Annotated in this window: 12 protein-coding genes and 1 pseudogene; 5 read left to right on the plus strand and 8 right to left on the minus strand. The window is 68.0% G+C overall.

Translation table 11 applies throughout. The annotated features are described in order from the left end of the window. The first annotated feature begins 2 nt into the window (after window positions 1-2). Window positions 3-620 carry a DUF2561 family protein gene (locus ACJH71_RS12565; protein WP_406758347.1) on the plus strand — a complete coding sequence of 206 codons (618 nt, stop codon included), beginning with the start codon at window positions 3-5 and terminating at the stop codon, window positions 618-620. Between the two features lie 35 nt (window positions 621-655). Here the strand turns inward: ACJH71_RS12565 and ACJH71_RS12570 are convergent, their stop codons facing one another. From ACJH71_RS12570 to ACJH71_RS12590, 5 genes are read right to left on the minus strand one after another with little or no spacing between them, the layout of a single operon-like run. Continuing rightward, window positions 656-1,303, minus strand: a complete 648-nt coding sequence (locus tag ACJH71_RS12570) for a pyridoxal 5'-phosphate synthase (RefSeq protein ID WP_406758348.1) — start codon at window positions 1,301-1,303, stop codon at window positions 656-658. Window positions 1,304-1,343: 40 nt separating this feature from the next. Beyond that, window positions 1,344-2,969 carry a cytochrome bc complex cytochrome b subunit gene (locus ACJH71_RS12575; protein WP_406758349.1) on the minus strand — a complete coding sequence of 542 codons (1,626 nt, stop codon included), beginning with the start codon at window positions 2,967-2,969 and terminating at the stop codon, window positions 1,344-1,346. Then, window positions 2,966-4,135, minus strand: coding sequence for a ubiquinol-cytochrome c reductase iron-sulfur subunit (locus ACJH71_RS12580; RefSeq protein WP_406758350.1), 1,170 nt, complete (start codon window positions 4,133-4,135; stop codon window positions 2,966-2,968). Before ACJH71_RS12580 ends, ACJH71_RS12575 begins: the two co-directional genes overlap by 4 nt. Beyond that, a complete protein-coding gene (locus tag ACJH71_RS12585) occupies window positions 4,132-4,992 on the minus strand; it encodes a c-type cytochrome (protein WP_406758421.1) in 861 nt (286 codons plus the stop codon). The genes ACJH71_RS12580 and ACJH71_RS12585 overlap by 4 nt, the downstream gene beginning before the upstream one ends. A gap of 11 nt (window positions 4,993-5,003) precedes the next feature. Then, window positions 5,004-5,615 (minus strand): heme-copper oxidase subunit III, encoded by a 612-nt coding sequence (locus ACJH71_RS12590; protein ID WP_046283762.1) that lies wholly within the window; start codon window positions 5,613-5,615, stop codon window positions 5,004-5,006. A 171-nt stretch (window positions 5,616-5,786) separates the two neighbouring features. On the opposite strand from ACJH71_RS12590, the gene trpD reads away from it, so the two are divergent. Continuing rightward, a complete protein-coding gene (gene trpD / locus ACJH71_RS12595; protein WP_406758351.1) occupies window positions 5,787-6,869 on the plus strand; it encodes an anthranilate phosphoribosyltransferase in 1,083 nt (360 codons plus the stop codon). On the opposite strand, the pseudogene ACJH71_RS12600 reads toward trpD, so the two are convergent. Then, window positions 6,822-8,732 (minus strand): annotated as a pseudogene (locus tag ACJH71_RS12600) (DEDD exonuclease domain-containing protein); the annotation flags it as partial. The gene trpD and the pseudogene ACJH71_RS12600 overlap by 48 nt on opposite strands. Window positions 8,733-8,928: 196 nt before the next feature. Here ACJH71_RS12600 and ACJH71_RS12605 point away from each other — a divergent pair. The 3 genes from ACJH71_RS12605 to ACJH71_RS12615 all read left to right on the plus strand — a co-directional run bounded on the left by ACJH71_RS12605 (window position 8,929) and on the right by ACJH71_RS12615 (window position 11,356). Continuing rightward, window positions 8,929-9,195 (plus strand): hypothetical protein, encoded by a 267-nt coding sequence (locus tag ACJH71_RS12605; protein ID WP_406758352.1) that lies wholly within the window; start codon window positions 8,929-8,931, stop codon window positions 9,193-9,195. A gap of 183 nt (window positions 9,196-9,378) precedes the next feature. Continuing rightward, window positions 9,379-10,515 carry a peptidoglycan hydrolase RipC gene (gene ripC, locus ACJH71_RS12610; RefSeq protein ID WP_406758422.1) on the plus strand — a complete coding sequence of 379 codons (1,137 nt, stop codon included), beginning with the start codon at window positions 9,379-9,381 and terminating at the stop codon, window positions 10,513-10,515. 19 nt (window positions 10,516-10,534) lie between these two features. Continuing rightward, entirely contained in the window at window positions 10,535-11,356 is an 822-nt protein-coding gene (locus tag ACJH71_RS12615; RefSeq protein WP_406758423.1) for a hypothetical protein, read from the plus strand. On the opposite strand, the gene ACJH71_RS12620 is transcribed toward ACJH71_RS12615, so the two are convergent. Then, the gene (locus ACJH71_RS12620) at window positions 11,337-13,070 is read right to left on the minus strand and encodes an AMP-binding protein (protein WP_406758353.1); all 1,734 of its coding nucleotides are present in this window, start codon (window positions 13,068-13,070) and stop codon (window positions 11,337-11,339) included. The genes ACJH71_RS12615 and ACJH71_RS12620 overlap by 20 nt on opposite strands. A gap of 41 nt (window positions 13,071-13,111) precedes the next feature. Continuing rightward, complete coding sequence (gene pe / locus ACJH71_RS12625) at window positions 13,112-14,242, minus strand: acyltransferase PE (RefSeq protein WP_406758354.1); 1,131 nt, start codon at window positions 14,240-14,242, stop codon at window positions 13,112-13,114. Window positions 14,243-14,271: the final 29 nt, after the last annotated feature.

The raw sequence follows: 14,271 nt of genomic DNA on the forward strand, positions 1-14,271 counted from the left end.
ACATGGTAGATCGATTCATTCGGCCCGGGCAGTCCCCGGAGGTCACTGACCGCGTGCTGCTGGGCGCGTGCGCTGCGATCTGGTTGACGCTGCTGGGCATGAGCGTGGCGGCCACCGTGGCGCTGGTAGATCTGGGCCGCGGCTTCCACGAGCCGACCGAGAGTTCGCACAGCGGCCTGCTTTACATCGTCATCGGTGTCTCCGCCTTGGTGATCCTGGCGGCCATCCCGGTGCTGCTCCGGGCACGCCAGCCCGGCCCGCCGCGGCCCCCCGGCTTCCCGAGCCAGGCGCAGGCCAAGCCGCCGCGCCCGGATGCCCCGCTCCCGCAGCGCGGCTTCGACGCTCCGGGCCGCCGAGCGGCCGGCACACGGCAGGTGCTGCCCAACCAGGTTCAGGTCGACCGGGTGCTGCTGCGCGGTGTCACGGTGCTGGCCTGCGCGGTGGGCGGTGCGCTGACGGTGGTCGCATTGGCCACCTATCTGATGGCGGTCGGCAAGGACACCGGCTCGTGGGTCTGCTACGGGCTGACCGGAGTCGGCACTGCCGCCATGCCGGTGATTCCGTGGCTGTACCTGCGTCGGCTGGGTGAAGTGCTGGCGCTGCCGTCTCGTTTCGGCTGAGTCGTCGCCACGGCGCGTTGTCGTGGCCTGCCGGATCACGGCCAGAGCAGTGTCGTCGACCAGCTCTTCCCGTCACGTTCATACCGCAGCCTGCGGTGCCGGCGCGTAGGGTCGGCCTGCCAGAATTCGACGGCGTCGGCCGCAACCGCATACGACACCCACTCAGCGGGGACCAGGGTGGGGGAGTGCTCGAGCTCCAGGTGTGCCTTGGCGAGCGCCTCGCTGATCTCCGCGGGATCGGCATAGGGCTCGCTTTGGCGGCCGGTGAGGACCATCGCCCGGGCGCCCTCCGAGCGGGCCAGGAAGTCGTTGGCGGTCACCGGCGGCGGGTCGGGGACCGCGATGCCGTCGACCCTGACCTGACGGCCCAGTGCGGGCCAGTAAAACGTAAGTGCGGCAGCCGGATTGCGGGCTAGATCGGCGCCCTTGCGGCTGGCCGAACTGACCCCGAAATGCCAGCCGGCGGCATCGATGTCCTTGAGGATCAGCACCCGCGCCGACGGCCGCGCTGCGCCGGCCCCACCCACCGCTCCGACCGTCGACAACGTCATCGCATGCGGTTCCGGCACGCCGCTGTCGACCGCGTGCAGCAGCCATTGGATAAACAGTGCGACGGGATCGGCCGGTGCCTGCGCCGGATCGAACTCGGGTGCCGCACCAACCAAAACGGGCAGCCCGCGCAAGAGATTGCGCAGGCTGCCCGATTCTTCGGACCCAGTGGGCCTAGTGGTGACCGTTGGTGTTACCGCCCTGGTGCTCGGCCAGTGCGGTCATCGCACGTCGCTCGCTGGCGTGCGCGGCCTCGTTGAGCGCGGCGTCCTCGTCGACCGGGTCGGCCGTCAGGAAGCTGCCAGTACCGGGAGCGCCAGCCGAACCGAGCTTGTTCATCTTCTTGGGCAGCGGCGCACCGGCGTACTCCAGCGGAACGGGGTGGCCGTGGTCATCGACCGGGCCCAGTGGCTGGTGCAGCTCGATGTAGGCACCGTGCGGCAGCCGCTTGATGATGCCTGTCTCGATGCCGTGCTCGAGCACGTCGCGGTCACTGCGCTGCAGACCGATGCACCACCGGTAGGTGACGAAGAAGACCAGCGGCGGCAGAACCACCATCCCGATACGGCCGATCCAGGTTGTCGCATTCAGCGAGATGTGGAACTTCCACGCGATGATGTCGTTCATGGCGGCCAGGGTCAGCACCATGTAGAAGCTGATCGCCATGGCACCGATCGCGGTACGGACCGGAGCGTCCCGGGGCCGCTGCAACAGGTTGTGGTGCGCGTAGTCGCCGGTGAACTTCTTCTCCAGGAACGGGTAGACCATCAGCAAGCCGAAGACGCCACCCATGATCAGCGCGACACCGACCGGGCCGGGCACAGTGTGGCCCCAGAAGTAGAACTCCCAGGCCGGCCAGAGACGGGCCAGGCCCTCGGTCCACATCATGTAGAAGTCCGGCTGGCTACCCGCCGACACCTGCGACGGGCGGTAGGGGCCCAGGTTCCAGATCGCGTTGATCTGCAGCAACCCGCCCATGAGGCCCAGGATGCCGGTGATCATCGCGAAGAACGCGCCCGACTTGATCGCGAAGACCGGCAGCACCCGCACGCCGACGACGTTGGTCTCGGTGCGGCCCGGGCCGGGGAACTGCGTGTGCTTCTGGAACCACACCAGCGCCATGTGCACGCCGATCAGGGCCAGGATGATGCCCGGGATCAGCAGGATGTGCAGTGCGTAGAGCCGGGGGATCAAGATGGTGCCCGGGAAGTCGCCGCCGAACAGTGCCCAGTGCAGCCAGGTGCCGATCACCGGCATACCCAGCGTGATCGAGGACAGCGCGGCGCGCAGACCGATACCGGACAGCAGGTCGTCGGGCAGCGAGTAACCGAAGTAGCCCTCGAACATGGCCAGGATCAGCAGTAGCGACCCGATCACCCAGTTCGCCTCACGCGGCCGACGGAATGCGCCGGTGAAGAAGATGCGCGCCAGGTGCACCATGATCGACGCCGCGAACATCAGCGCGGCCCAGTGGTGGAGCTGGCGGACGAACAGGCCGCCGCGCACCTCGAAGGAGATGTCCAGCGCCGACTCGTAGGCCCGCGACATCTGCACGCCGTTGAGCGGCTGATAGACGCCGTGGTAGATGACCTCGGCCATCGACGGGTCGAAGAACAGCGTCAGGTAGACGCCGGACAGCAGCAAGATGATGAAGCTGTACAACGCGATCTCACCGAGCAGGAACGACCAGTGCGTCGGGAAGACCTTGTTGAACTGGCGGCGCAGCGCGGCCGCCGGGTGGTAACGGGTATCGATGTCGTCTGCTTGGCGGGCGAGCAGGTCGCCGATTGCAGGGCTCATGAGGTGCGCTCCCAGAATGCCGGTCCGACAGGTTCCACGAAGTCGCCATTGGCGACCAGATGCCCATTGGCGTCAATGGTGATCGGCAGCTGTGCCAGCGCGCGAGCCGCCGGGCCGAAGACCGGCTTGGCGAAGTGCAGTGCGTCGAACTGCGACTGGTGGCACGGGCACAGGATCCGATAGGTCTGCTGCTCGAACAGGGAAGACGGGCAACCCAGGTGCGAGCAGATCTTGGTGTAGGCGAAGAAGTCGCCGTAGTTGAAGCTCTCCTGGCCCTGGCGCTTGACCACCTTGGGCATGTCGTCGGGCCGGATACGGATCAGCATCACCGGGTTACGAACGCCCATCATGATCTCGGTGAGCTTCTCGTTCGATTCTTCGGTGGTGCCGTCACCGTCGGACTCACGCCACGGGAACACCGTTTCCATGCCGCCGGCGTCCAGGTCCTCGGGACGCATCTTGACGAACGGCGAGTTGGTGCTCTGACCGGTCGCGCGGGCCAGGTAGATGGTCTCGCCGGGGTAGCGCGGGGTCCACCCGGAAGTCCACAGCGCGGCCTTCTTGCCCTCGGCGGTGTCGACGACCGGCTTCCAGGGGTTCTTGATCAGGCCACCGGCGCCGGCCACCAAGGTGCCCAGGCCGAATGCGCCGAATCCGACGCCCAGCGACGCACCCAGCAGCTTGCGCCGCCCGATGGTCGAGCCCTCGAACGCGTCGGTCAGCTGGGCCGCCACGGTCTTACGGTCGATCTCGGGGGAGCTGCCGTCGTGACGGTCCTGGATGGTGATCTCTTCGGGGATGAACTTCTTGACGAACAGCACTGCGCCGATCGCGATGCACAGCACCGAGAGCCCGAAGGTCAGGCCGTACAGCGGAGTCGCCAGCGAGTAGGCCAAGCCGTTCGGGGACTCCAGCGGCGCGTACTCCCACGGCCAGAACAGGAAGACCAGCAGCAGGGCCAGGCCGAAGCCGCCACCCGCCAGGAACCAGGCAGCGACCCGGCGCTCGGCGCGCTTTTCGGCCCGAGTGCCCTCGACCGGCCAGCGCGGCTCCTTGAAGACGGTGTTGACACCGTCGATGCTGCCGCCGAGAGCCAGCAGCTCGTCGTTGGTCATCGTCGCCAGTGCAGCGTCGTCGGGGAGTTCGGTCTTGTCGTTGCTGCTCATGAGCGTGCCCCGATCCACATTGCCGCGGCGATGGCTGCGACCATGCCGATAATCCAAATCACCATGCCCTCGGGCGCCGGGCCGAAGCCGCCGAGCCCGTAGCCGCCCGGATCCCGTTCCTCGGTAACGGATTTCACGTAGGCGATGATGTCCTTCTTCTCCTCCATGGAGATCTGCCGGTCGGAGAAGCGCGGCATGTTCTGCGGGCCGGACAGCATCGCGGTCAGGATCTGCTGCTCGCTGGCAGGCTCCAGGTCGGGCGCGTACTTACCCGAGGACAGGGCGCCGCCCCGGCCGGTGAAGTTGTGGCACGACGCGCAGTTGAGCCGGAAGAGGTCGCCACCACGGCCCAGGTCGTCGCCGCGCAGCGAAGCCTGCGCGATGCTGCCATCGGCGTTGCGCACCACGGTGGGGCCGCCGCCGTTGGCCTGGACGTAGGCGCCCAGTGCGTCGATCTGCTTGTCGTCGAAGAACGGGTACGTACGGGGGGCCTGCGCCTCACCGCGGACCGCGGGCATCCGACCGCTGGAGACCTGGAAGTAGACGGCGGCTTCACCGACGCCGATCAGGCTCGGACCGCGGCCCACCTCACCCTGCAGGTTGGCGCCGTGGCAGCTCACGCACGAGGTGTCGAAGAGCTGCTTACCGGTGCGCAGCAGGGCCGAGGCCGACTCGTCGGCCACCGCAACCTGCGGGGTCGGGGTCAGCACCGCGGCCATTCCGCCGGCCAGCGTCAGGGCGACCAGCAGCAGCAGTCCGCCGGAGACTCGACGGCGCAGGCGCCGCCGGGCGACGGAATCGTTGTTGCCAGGTCGGGCCCACTTCTTCAGTGTCTTCAACCGGACACTCCTGTTCATCGGGCGGTTGCTCATCGGATGAAGTAGATCGTGGCGAACAGTGCGATCCACACGATGTCGACGAAGTGCCAGTAGTAGGACACGACGATCGAGGCGGTGGCCTGAGCTGGGGTGAACTTGCTCATCGTGGTTCGCAGCATCAGGAAGATGAAGGCGACCAACCCACCGATGACGTGCAGGCCGTGGAACCCGGTGGTCAGGTAGAACACGGTGCCGTAGGCGCTCGACGGGATGGTGGTGCCGTGCGCGATCAGGTGGGAGTACTCGTAGGCCTGACCGCAGACGAAGAACAGTCCCATGAGGAAGGTCAGCAAGTACCACCGGCGCAGCCCGAACACGTCGCCACGCTCGGCGGCGAACACGCCCATCTGGCAGGTGAACGATGACGCGATCAGCACCAGTGTCACCGGGACCGCCAGGGCAAGGTTCAGCTCCGTTGGCGGCGGCGGCCAGGCGCCACCGGACTGCGCGCGAGCCGTGAAGTACATCGCGAACAAACCGGCAAAGAACATCAATTCACTGGACAGCCACACGATGGTGCCGACGCTGACCATGTTGGGACGGTTCAGCGAATGCACACGAGAAGTAATGGCAGTACCCGAGGACCCCACAGCGCTCGTCACCCCGCAAGTATGACGCTATGTAGTTGTAGATCTCCACCCGGGGCTGGCAATTCGTTTGAACTGGTCTCGTCTCTGCTGTTACCGGGCTGTTAGCGCTCTGTCCTCCACCTGTTTCGGGCCGCGCTTCCGGTTGGCTTTGGTGTCGCGGGGGCCGCATGCGACGATCGGCGCGTGGTCGAGCCAGGTAGTGCGGCGCAGCCGAAAGCGCAGATAGGGCAGTGGCGACAGGTCCTGGGCGGCCTGACGTCGGGTAGGGATCTGGCTCGGGGCCAGGCGGCCTGGGCGATGGAGCAGATCATGGCCGGCGCCGCGACCTCCGCGCAGATTGCGGCGTTCGGGGTGGCGATGCAGATGAAGGGCCCAACAGCCGCCGAGGTAGGCGAGCTGGCCGACGTCATGCTGGCCTACGGCCGCAAGGTACCTACCGACAAGATCGGCACCGACACCGTCGACGTGGTGGGCACCGGCGGGGACGGCGCCAACACGGTGAATCTGTCCACGATGGCCGCGATCGTGGTGGCCGCCGCGGGCGTGCCGGTGGTCAAGCACGGCAATCGGTCGGCAAGCTCGCTGTCCGGGGGCGCCGACACCCTGGAGGCGTTGGGGGTGCGCATCGATCTGGGGCCGGACGAGGTGGCCCGCAGTGTCGCCGAGGTCGGCATCGGATTCTGCTTCGCCCCGCAGTTCCAGCCGTCCTATCGCAACGCTTCGGTGGCACGGCGCGAGATCGGCGTACCGACGGTGTTCAACCTGCTGGGCCCGCTGACCAACCCGGCACGGCCACGCGCCGGGCTGATCGGGTGCGCGTTCGGGGAGTTGGCCGAGGTGATGGCCGGCGTGTTCGCGGCGCGGCGGTCCAGCGTGCTGGTGGTGCACGGTGACGACGGCCTCGACGAACTGACCACCACGACGACCAGCACGATCTGGCGAGTACAGGCCGGGACCATCGATCGGCTGACCTTCGACCCGGCGGGTTTCGGGTTCGCTCGTGCGGAGGTCGGCGAGCTGCTCGGCGGTGACGCGCAGGCCAACGCCGAGGAGGCTCGTTCGGTGCTCGCCGGAACCAAGGGCGCGGTGCGCGATGCCGTGGTGCTCAACGCCGCCGGGGCGATCGTGGCTCACGCGGGGCTATCCAGTAGCGCTGAGTGGTTGCCGGCCTGGGAGGACGGGTTGGCGCGCGCGGTCGAGGCGATCGACAGCGGCGCGGCCGAACAACTGCTTGCCCGTTGGGTCCGCTTCGGCGCCCAGCTCTGAGGCCAGCCGCGCCGAGCGGGCCAGCGCTGCCCATGAGGTCAACGGACCGGCCGAGCGCAGTGGCGACACCCAGCCGTCGGGCTCATGCGGCGGTCCCAGTTTTGCCTCTCCTTCGTCGAGCCTCGCTGAACCGCCGGGTTCATGCGGCGGTCCCAGCTTCGCCTCTCCTTCGTCGAGCCTCGCTGAACCGCCGTCGACGCGGACGATGCGCACCCCAGGAGCTGCCAGCCAGCGGGCGATGAGCATGGTCTCCTCGACGAGGGCGCCGGCCAACGGTGCCGGCTCGGGCAGCACCGTCTCGGCCCCCAGCGTGATCGCATCGACGACGGGCATCGGCGGCACACCGCGCGCGGCGCACCCCGCGGCGGCCAGCCGGCCGTGGCGGATCACCGCGAGGTGCCACCCGCCGGCGCAGTCCGGCGCGGCGGCCACCAGCTCGGGCAGTGCCGCCAGGGCGCGTGCGCGCTGACTGCGCCACAGGGCTTCGATCGCGGTGGCGGTGCGGTCGCGCAGCCGGGCCGCGCTTTCGTAGTGCCCGCGATCGGCCAGCGCGTTGACCTGCTGCACCGCGGCGTCCAGGGCGCCGTTGTCGGTACCGTCGAGCAACGCCGCGGCACGTCCGACCGCTTCGGCGTACTCCTCTGCAGTGGTGTTCGCTGCCGCCGGGCAAGGGCCGACTTCGGCCGGCGGGCAGGAGTGCCGACTGGTGCGACTCAATCGCTTTGTGCAGGTTCGGATTCCGGTGAACCGCGAAAACAGGGCGGCGGAATCGGCGGCGTCGGCCCGAGAGCGGAATGGGCCGATGGCCCGGCCGTGCCGCGGAGCGCGCACCACGGTCAGGCGGGGGAAAGCCTCGTCGGACAGGGTGATCCACCACCACCGCCGGGGGAACTTCGATCGTCGGTTGTAGGGCGGAGCGGCCGCGGCCAGCAGCCGCAGTTCGCGGACCCCAGCCTCCAGCGGATGCGCGCATTCGACGTGATCGATCCGGGTGGCCAGCGCCACCATCTCGGCGATGCGGCTACGGCGTTCCGAGCCGTTGAAGTACTGCGCGACCCGCCGGCGCAGGTTGGTGGCGGTGCCGATGTAGAGCACTTCGTCGGACGGGCCGCGGAACAGGTAGACCCCGGGCCGGTGCGGCAGATCGACAGCCAGGCTGCGCTTGCGGCGCTGCGCCGGTGTCGTGTGTGAGAGATAGGCACGCAGATCGACGAAGGTGCTGACGTGCTGGTTGCCGAGCCGCTCGATCAGCGCGTGCAGCACGTCGACGGTGGCGCGGGCGTCGTCGAGCGCTCGGTGGGTGGGTGTGGTGCTGACCGCGAACAGCCGGGACAACTCGGCAAGCCGGACGCTGGGCGCCTCGTCGCGACTGAGCACCCGGCGAGCCAGTCGCACCGTGCACAGCACCGGCGGCCGCGGCCAGGTCAGATCGCAGCGTCGTGCGGCGGCCGTCAGGAACCCCACGTCGAACCCGGCGTTATGGGCGACCAGCACCGAACCGCGGTCGAATCCGGCGAACTCCAGGAAGGACGGCAACACGGATTCGATCGTGGGCGCCTCGTAGACCATGGCGGTGGTGATACCGGTCAGCCGGACGATCTGCGGCGGAATGCCGCGCTGCGGGTTGATCAGCGTGGCGAACTCGCCCTCGACCACTCCGCCACGCACTTTTACCGCGCCGATCTCGGTGATGGCGTCCGCCTCCGCGTCCCCGCTGGGCGAGGCCCGGCCGCCGGTGGTCTCGAGGTCCACCACCACGAACGTGGTGTCGCGCAAGGTGGCCGGGGCGGCGGCGAATTCGGCTTCGAGATCGGCTTCGAATTGGGGGAAGCTCAGCTGCCTTGAGTCAGAGCCGGTGGTCATGGTCGAAACCGTAGGCGGACGCACCGACACCGGCGGTTAGCAAGCCTCGACGGAGGAGAGGTGAAGCTGGGCCGCCGTTTGAGCCGGGCGGTTAGCAAGCCTCGACGGAGGAGAGGTGAAGCGGAGACCGCTGCGGTGAAGCCGTGTTGTCGGTGCCCGGAGTTAGCGTGCCGGCAACTGATCGAGAGGAAACGTCATGGGACAGATCTCGGGACACTTGGATGGCTGCGGTGCACGCCGGGCGGATTCGGATCCGATGGTGATCGACTGCGATGACTGTGCGGTGCGCGGACCGGCTTGCCGGGACTGTGTGGTCAGCGTGTTGCTGGGCGTGCCCAACGAGCTGCTCGAAGACGAGCGTGCGGCACTGGATGTGCTTGCCGAGGCCGGGATGGCACCCCGGTTGCGGTTGGTCCCGATCCGCGGCGAGCGGGGTTCGGTGCGCCGCTCAGGCGTGGCCTGACCAGGGCCGGACCGCGGCGAGCGGCCTTAGAACTTTCACAATCCTGACTGTTACAGTCGGCAATTCGTGATGGACAACGACGTTGCCATTCCGTAACCTATTCGAGACCTTACGTTTCGGCGGCGGCACGCCCCCCGTGCCTCCCTGGGCAGTGTTAAGGATGCAATCTTGGAGCTCGAACGTATGCAGTGGCGTCTGCGTGCTTTGAGGCGCCCTGCGCTCGGCGCCGCAGTCGGCTTGGTGGCCGGTGTCACGACTCTGAGCAGCGTGTTGGTCGGAAACGTCCACGCAGACCCCGCCGACGACGCCCTGGCGAAGCTCAGCGAGCTGTCCCGCCAGGCCGAGCAGACCACTGAGGCCATGCACACCGCGCAGCTCAATCTCGATGAGAAGCTCGCCGCGCAGCAGGCCGCGGACAATGCGCACGTCGCCGACCAAGCCGCCCTGGACGCGGCCCGGGACCAGCTGTCCACCTACCGAGCTTCTGTCAACCGCTTCGCCGCCACCACCTACATGGGTGGCCGGGTTGGCGGCGCGGACGCCATCTTGACCGCTGAGTCGCCGCAACAACTGATCGACAAGCTCGGTGTGCAGCGGGTGGTCGCCAGCGACCTGTCGGTGCAACTGGACCGGTTCCGTGCCGCCAGCGAGCAGGCCGATCAGGCCGAGCAGGCGTCGGCCAAGTCGGCTGACGAAGCACGGACGGCGGCCGAGCAGGCTGCCGCGGTGCGCGCCGAGCTGCAGGCCCGCCAAAGCCGTCTGCAGCTGCAGATCTCCGTGGTGAAATCGCAGTACTACGCACTGACGCCGCAGCAGCGCACGGCGATGGCCGCACCCGGCGCGGGGCCCGAAGCCGTACCGGGAGAGCCCGCGCCCGAGGGTATGCCGCCGGCCCCCGGATTCCCGGGATTCCCGATGCCCGGGTCCGACGCCCCGCCCCCGATGGACGTGGCGATGGGCGCATCCGGTGGCGGAGGCGCCGCTACTGCCGTCCAGGCGGCGTTGACCCAGGTCGGCACGCCCTATGTCTGGGGTGGGGCCGCACCGGGCGGATTCGACTGCTCCGGTCTGGTGATGTGGGCCTTCCACCAGGCCGGCATCAACCTGCCGCACTCCAGCCAGGCGCAGGCCAACGGTGGGCAGGCGGTCTCGCTGTCCGACCTGCAGCCCGGCGATGTGCTGACCTTCTATTCAGACGCGTCGCACTCGGGGATCTACGTCGGCGACGGCATGATGATCCACTCGTCCACCTACGGTCAGCCGGTCCGGGTGGTGCCGATGAACTCCTCCGGCCCGATCCACAACGCCCGCCGTTACTGAGCGCCGGGGAATCCGACGCCTGCTTGCGGCGCTGCTGGCTGTCGAGCTGATCGGCGGTGTCGCGCTGCTGGGTGTGGCTGCTCGTCCGCCGGCAACCGAGCCACTGATCGTGGGCGATGGCCGCAGCGTCGTTCTGGAGAATCTCGGTGGTCAGCCCGGCGAAGAGCTGCTGTCGCGGGTGGCCGCGAACATCGGCTCGGCCGTCGACGCGGTCGAAGCGTTCTGGGGGACCGACTGGTCGCATCGCATTCAGGTGACGGCCACCGGCTCGGATCGGCAGTTCGTCGCGCTCGCCGGCCACGACAGCGCGGATGTTGCCCAGTGGTCCGATATCGCCGCGGTCGCGGTCGCCGACCGGGTGGATCCAGAGCGTCGGACGGCAGTTGGGCAGCGGATCGTCTTCGCGCCCCGCGCGGACGCGATGAGCACACCTACGCTGCGAATCGTGTTGACCCATGAGCTTTTTCACTATGCAGCCCGAACCGACACGGCGTTCGATGCGCCGCGCTGGCTCACCGAGGGAGTGGCCGATTTCATCGCACGGCCGCAGGGGGATCGGGCGAGTGCGCCGGCGGCAGGAGTCGTGGCGTTGCCGTCGGATGCCGACCTCGATGCTCCCGGACCGCGGCGGGCGCAGGCCTATGACCGCGCATGGGAGTTCGCTCGTTTCGTGGCCGACCGTTTCGGGACGGCCAAGCTGCGCGAGCTCTATCTGACTGCCTGCGGTCCCGGGCATGTGCAGCCGGCGGTGGCGGTGCCTCTGGTGCTCGGGGTGAATCTGCCCGAGCTGCTCGTCGGGTGGCAGCGCTGGGCCGACGGTCTCAGGCGTCCAACCGGGTGAACTCGTTCCGGCGGTGCCGCTCGATGCAGGCGGCGCGCCGGATCTTGCCGCTCGTCGTGGTGGGGATCTCGCCGGGCGCTACCAGGACAAGGTCTCCGACGGTCAGGCCGTGCTCCGTGGCGATCGCTGCCGTGACCTCGCTGGCGACGCGGGCGAGGTGCCGGATCGCTTCCTCGCCGTCGGCGTCGCGCTGCTTGATCTCGATGATGGTGACCAGCTTCTCGGTATCGCCCGCCCGGACGGCTATCGCCGCGACCCGACCCGCGGTGATCTGTTGGACCGTCGCCTCGATGTCCTCGGGATAGTAGTTGCGTCCCCGGATGATCAGCAGATCCTTGATGCGGCCGACGATGAAAAGCTCACCCTCGTCGAGAAATCCTTGGTCGCCGGTGCGCAGCCAGGGCCCGTCCGGCGTGCCCGGCAATGGTTCGGCCAGCGTGACGCCAAAGCAGTGCTGCTCCTCCGGCGGTTTGCGCCAGTAGCCGTCGGCGACATTGGCGCCATGCACCCAGATCTCGCCCACCACGCCCGGCGGGCACTCACGGTGGGTGTCGCTGTCGACGATCCGCAACGTGGGCGACTGCGGTACCCGGTAGGGGACCAGTGCGGTGCCTTTCCCGGGCGAGCACCGCTGAGCGCGGCCGGCGCCCAGCTCAACGACATCGAAGTGAGCCGCCGGTGAGGCCTCGCTCCAGGTGTTGGACGCTACGAAGACGGTCGCTTCGGCCAAACCGTACGAGGGGCGCATCATCTCGTCCCGGAAATTGAAGTGCGCGAACCGATCGACGAAGCGTTCCAGGGTGGCCGCCTCGACACGCTCGGCGCCGCTGATGACGCCCAACACGCCGCCGAGGTCCAATCCGCTCAGGTCGGCGTCGGTTGTCTTGCGCGCGGCCAGGTCGAAGGCGAAATTCGGTGCCGCCGACCAGCTGTGCGGATTTCGCGCCAATGCCTGGATCCATCGGGCCGGTCGTTCCAAGAACGAAACCGGGCTGGTCAGCTCGCCGCGGAAACCGCCCAGGATCGGTGCGCAGACCCCGAGCACCAAACCCATGTCGTGGCAAAACGGCAGCCACGACACCATGGTGGTATCCGACGGGACTGTGGTTCCGGCGAAGTAGCTCCGCATCAACTGCTCGAAATTCGCCTGCAGGTTGGCATGCGAGATCATCACCCCGGTTGGTTGCCGGGTCGATCCGGAGCTGTACTGCAGATATGCGGTGCTCGGCAAATCAGTTGCCCGGAAACTGGTTTCGCTGTCGACGTCGAGGTGCATCGAGTCGATCTCGACGATCTTCGGCACGGCGTCCAGACGGGCCGCATCAACGTATTCGGCGACGTCTTGCGCGACCGCGGACGTGGTCAGAACCACCGCGGGCGCTGCATCGGCCAGGACCGCGCCGACCCGCTCATGATGCGAGCCGCGGTGTGGCAACGGGAGCGGGACGGCGATCAAGCCGGCCTGCATCGAGCCCAGGAATGCCGCGATGTAGTCCAGGGACTGCGGGGCCAGGATCACTGCCCGGTCTCCCACGGATCCGTGGAAGCTGAGCTCGCGTGCCACGTTGAATGTCCGGCGCGACAGCTGTGACCAGGTGACGTCCTCGCGGATCCCCTCCCAGTCTCCGTCGTAGTTCGTGAAGGTGAACGCGACATCGTGGGGCCGCAGGCTGGCACGCCCGTGCAGCATCGACAGAACGGAGGGCTGAGGCATCGGCGTCACGTAGCTCATCGAATCGGTAGGCCAGCGGGCGATCAGCCCTTGCCGCTCCCGGACATTCCGGACAATACGGACATTGCGCCGTTCAGGATCTGCGAGAACGGGTCGGCCCCGCCGCCGAAGGTGGCCTGGGTGGCGGGTGCGGTGACGGCTGCGGGGTCGAAGCCATTGATCGGGTCCACTTGGATGGGAGCGGTCGCAGGATCGTCGTTGCGTGAATAGGCGGCGTTCACCCGGGGCAGCAGTATCGCGTCCAGCCTGTTAAGGGTGTCTTCATCAATCCCGATGTACGACAACGGCATAACGAGTGGAAGGTGCTTCTCGGGGATCAAATAGGTCGTTGTTGTCGCACCTCTGGAGTTCACCGTTGTCCTGATGTTCTGCGGCGGCACCATGTCCGGGTTGGTGAAGGCGACCGCGGTGTGGCCGGTTGCCAGGCCCATGAGGGTGTTGGCCAGCGCCAACAGGTTGTCCGGGCGGTCCGGGAAGTCGGCGATCGAGTCGTAGGCGGAGACGAACATCTTGGTGTCGTACTGGCTCTCCACCGGAGCCGGGATGCGGTAGTCCATCGCCGGAACCACCGATCCGACCGGGAACATCGCGGTCAGGAAGCTCTGGCCGAAGGCGTGCCGCGCGATGGGGTCGCCGAACGTGGCGAAATTCAACTTGTCCGGCGGGGGAGCGGTGGGATCGGTCGCCAGCCGGGCCTGCACGGCGTCGAGCACCAGCGAGCCCTCTGACAGCCCGATCGCGGTGCCGGGGCCGCCGTTGCGGATCGCCGCGTCGAGATTGCCCTCGCCCTCGTCGACCGACTCACCGATGCTGGGCCCGTCCGCCCCCAACCCGGGGAAGGCTTCATCGAGCTTGCCGATGCCGGGGAAGAGCCGCTCCAGTACGTGCCCCTGGACCTGCCCAGCCGGGTAGCGCACGATTTGGCGCCTCAGGCCGGGGAACCATTCCTCGCCTTCACGGCGGATGTACTCGTCGTAGGGGATGCCCAGGACGTGGGCGCCGCCGAGGGCGTAGGCGTTGCGGTCAGATGCATTCGCGCTTCCGCCGGGCGTGTCGTGACCGGGCGTGTCGTCGGCTGCGCTGACTCCGGTACCGAAGCATCCGGTCGTGCTCAGAGTCACCAGCGCGGAGAATCCCGCTACGAGCTTCTTCATCTCTGCCTCCCCCGACGGCTCGGCTTGCC

Source organism: Mycobacterium sp. SMC-15, from assembly GCF_045310925.1.
GTDB lineage: Bacteria > Actinomycetota > Actinomycetes > Mycobacteriales > Mycobacteriaceae > Mycobacterium.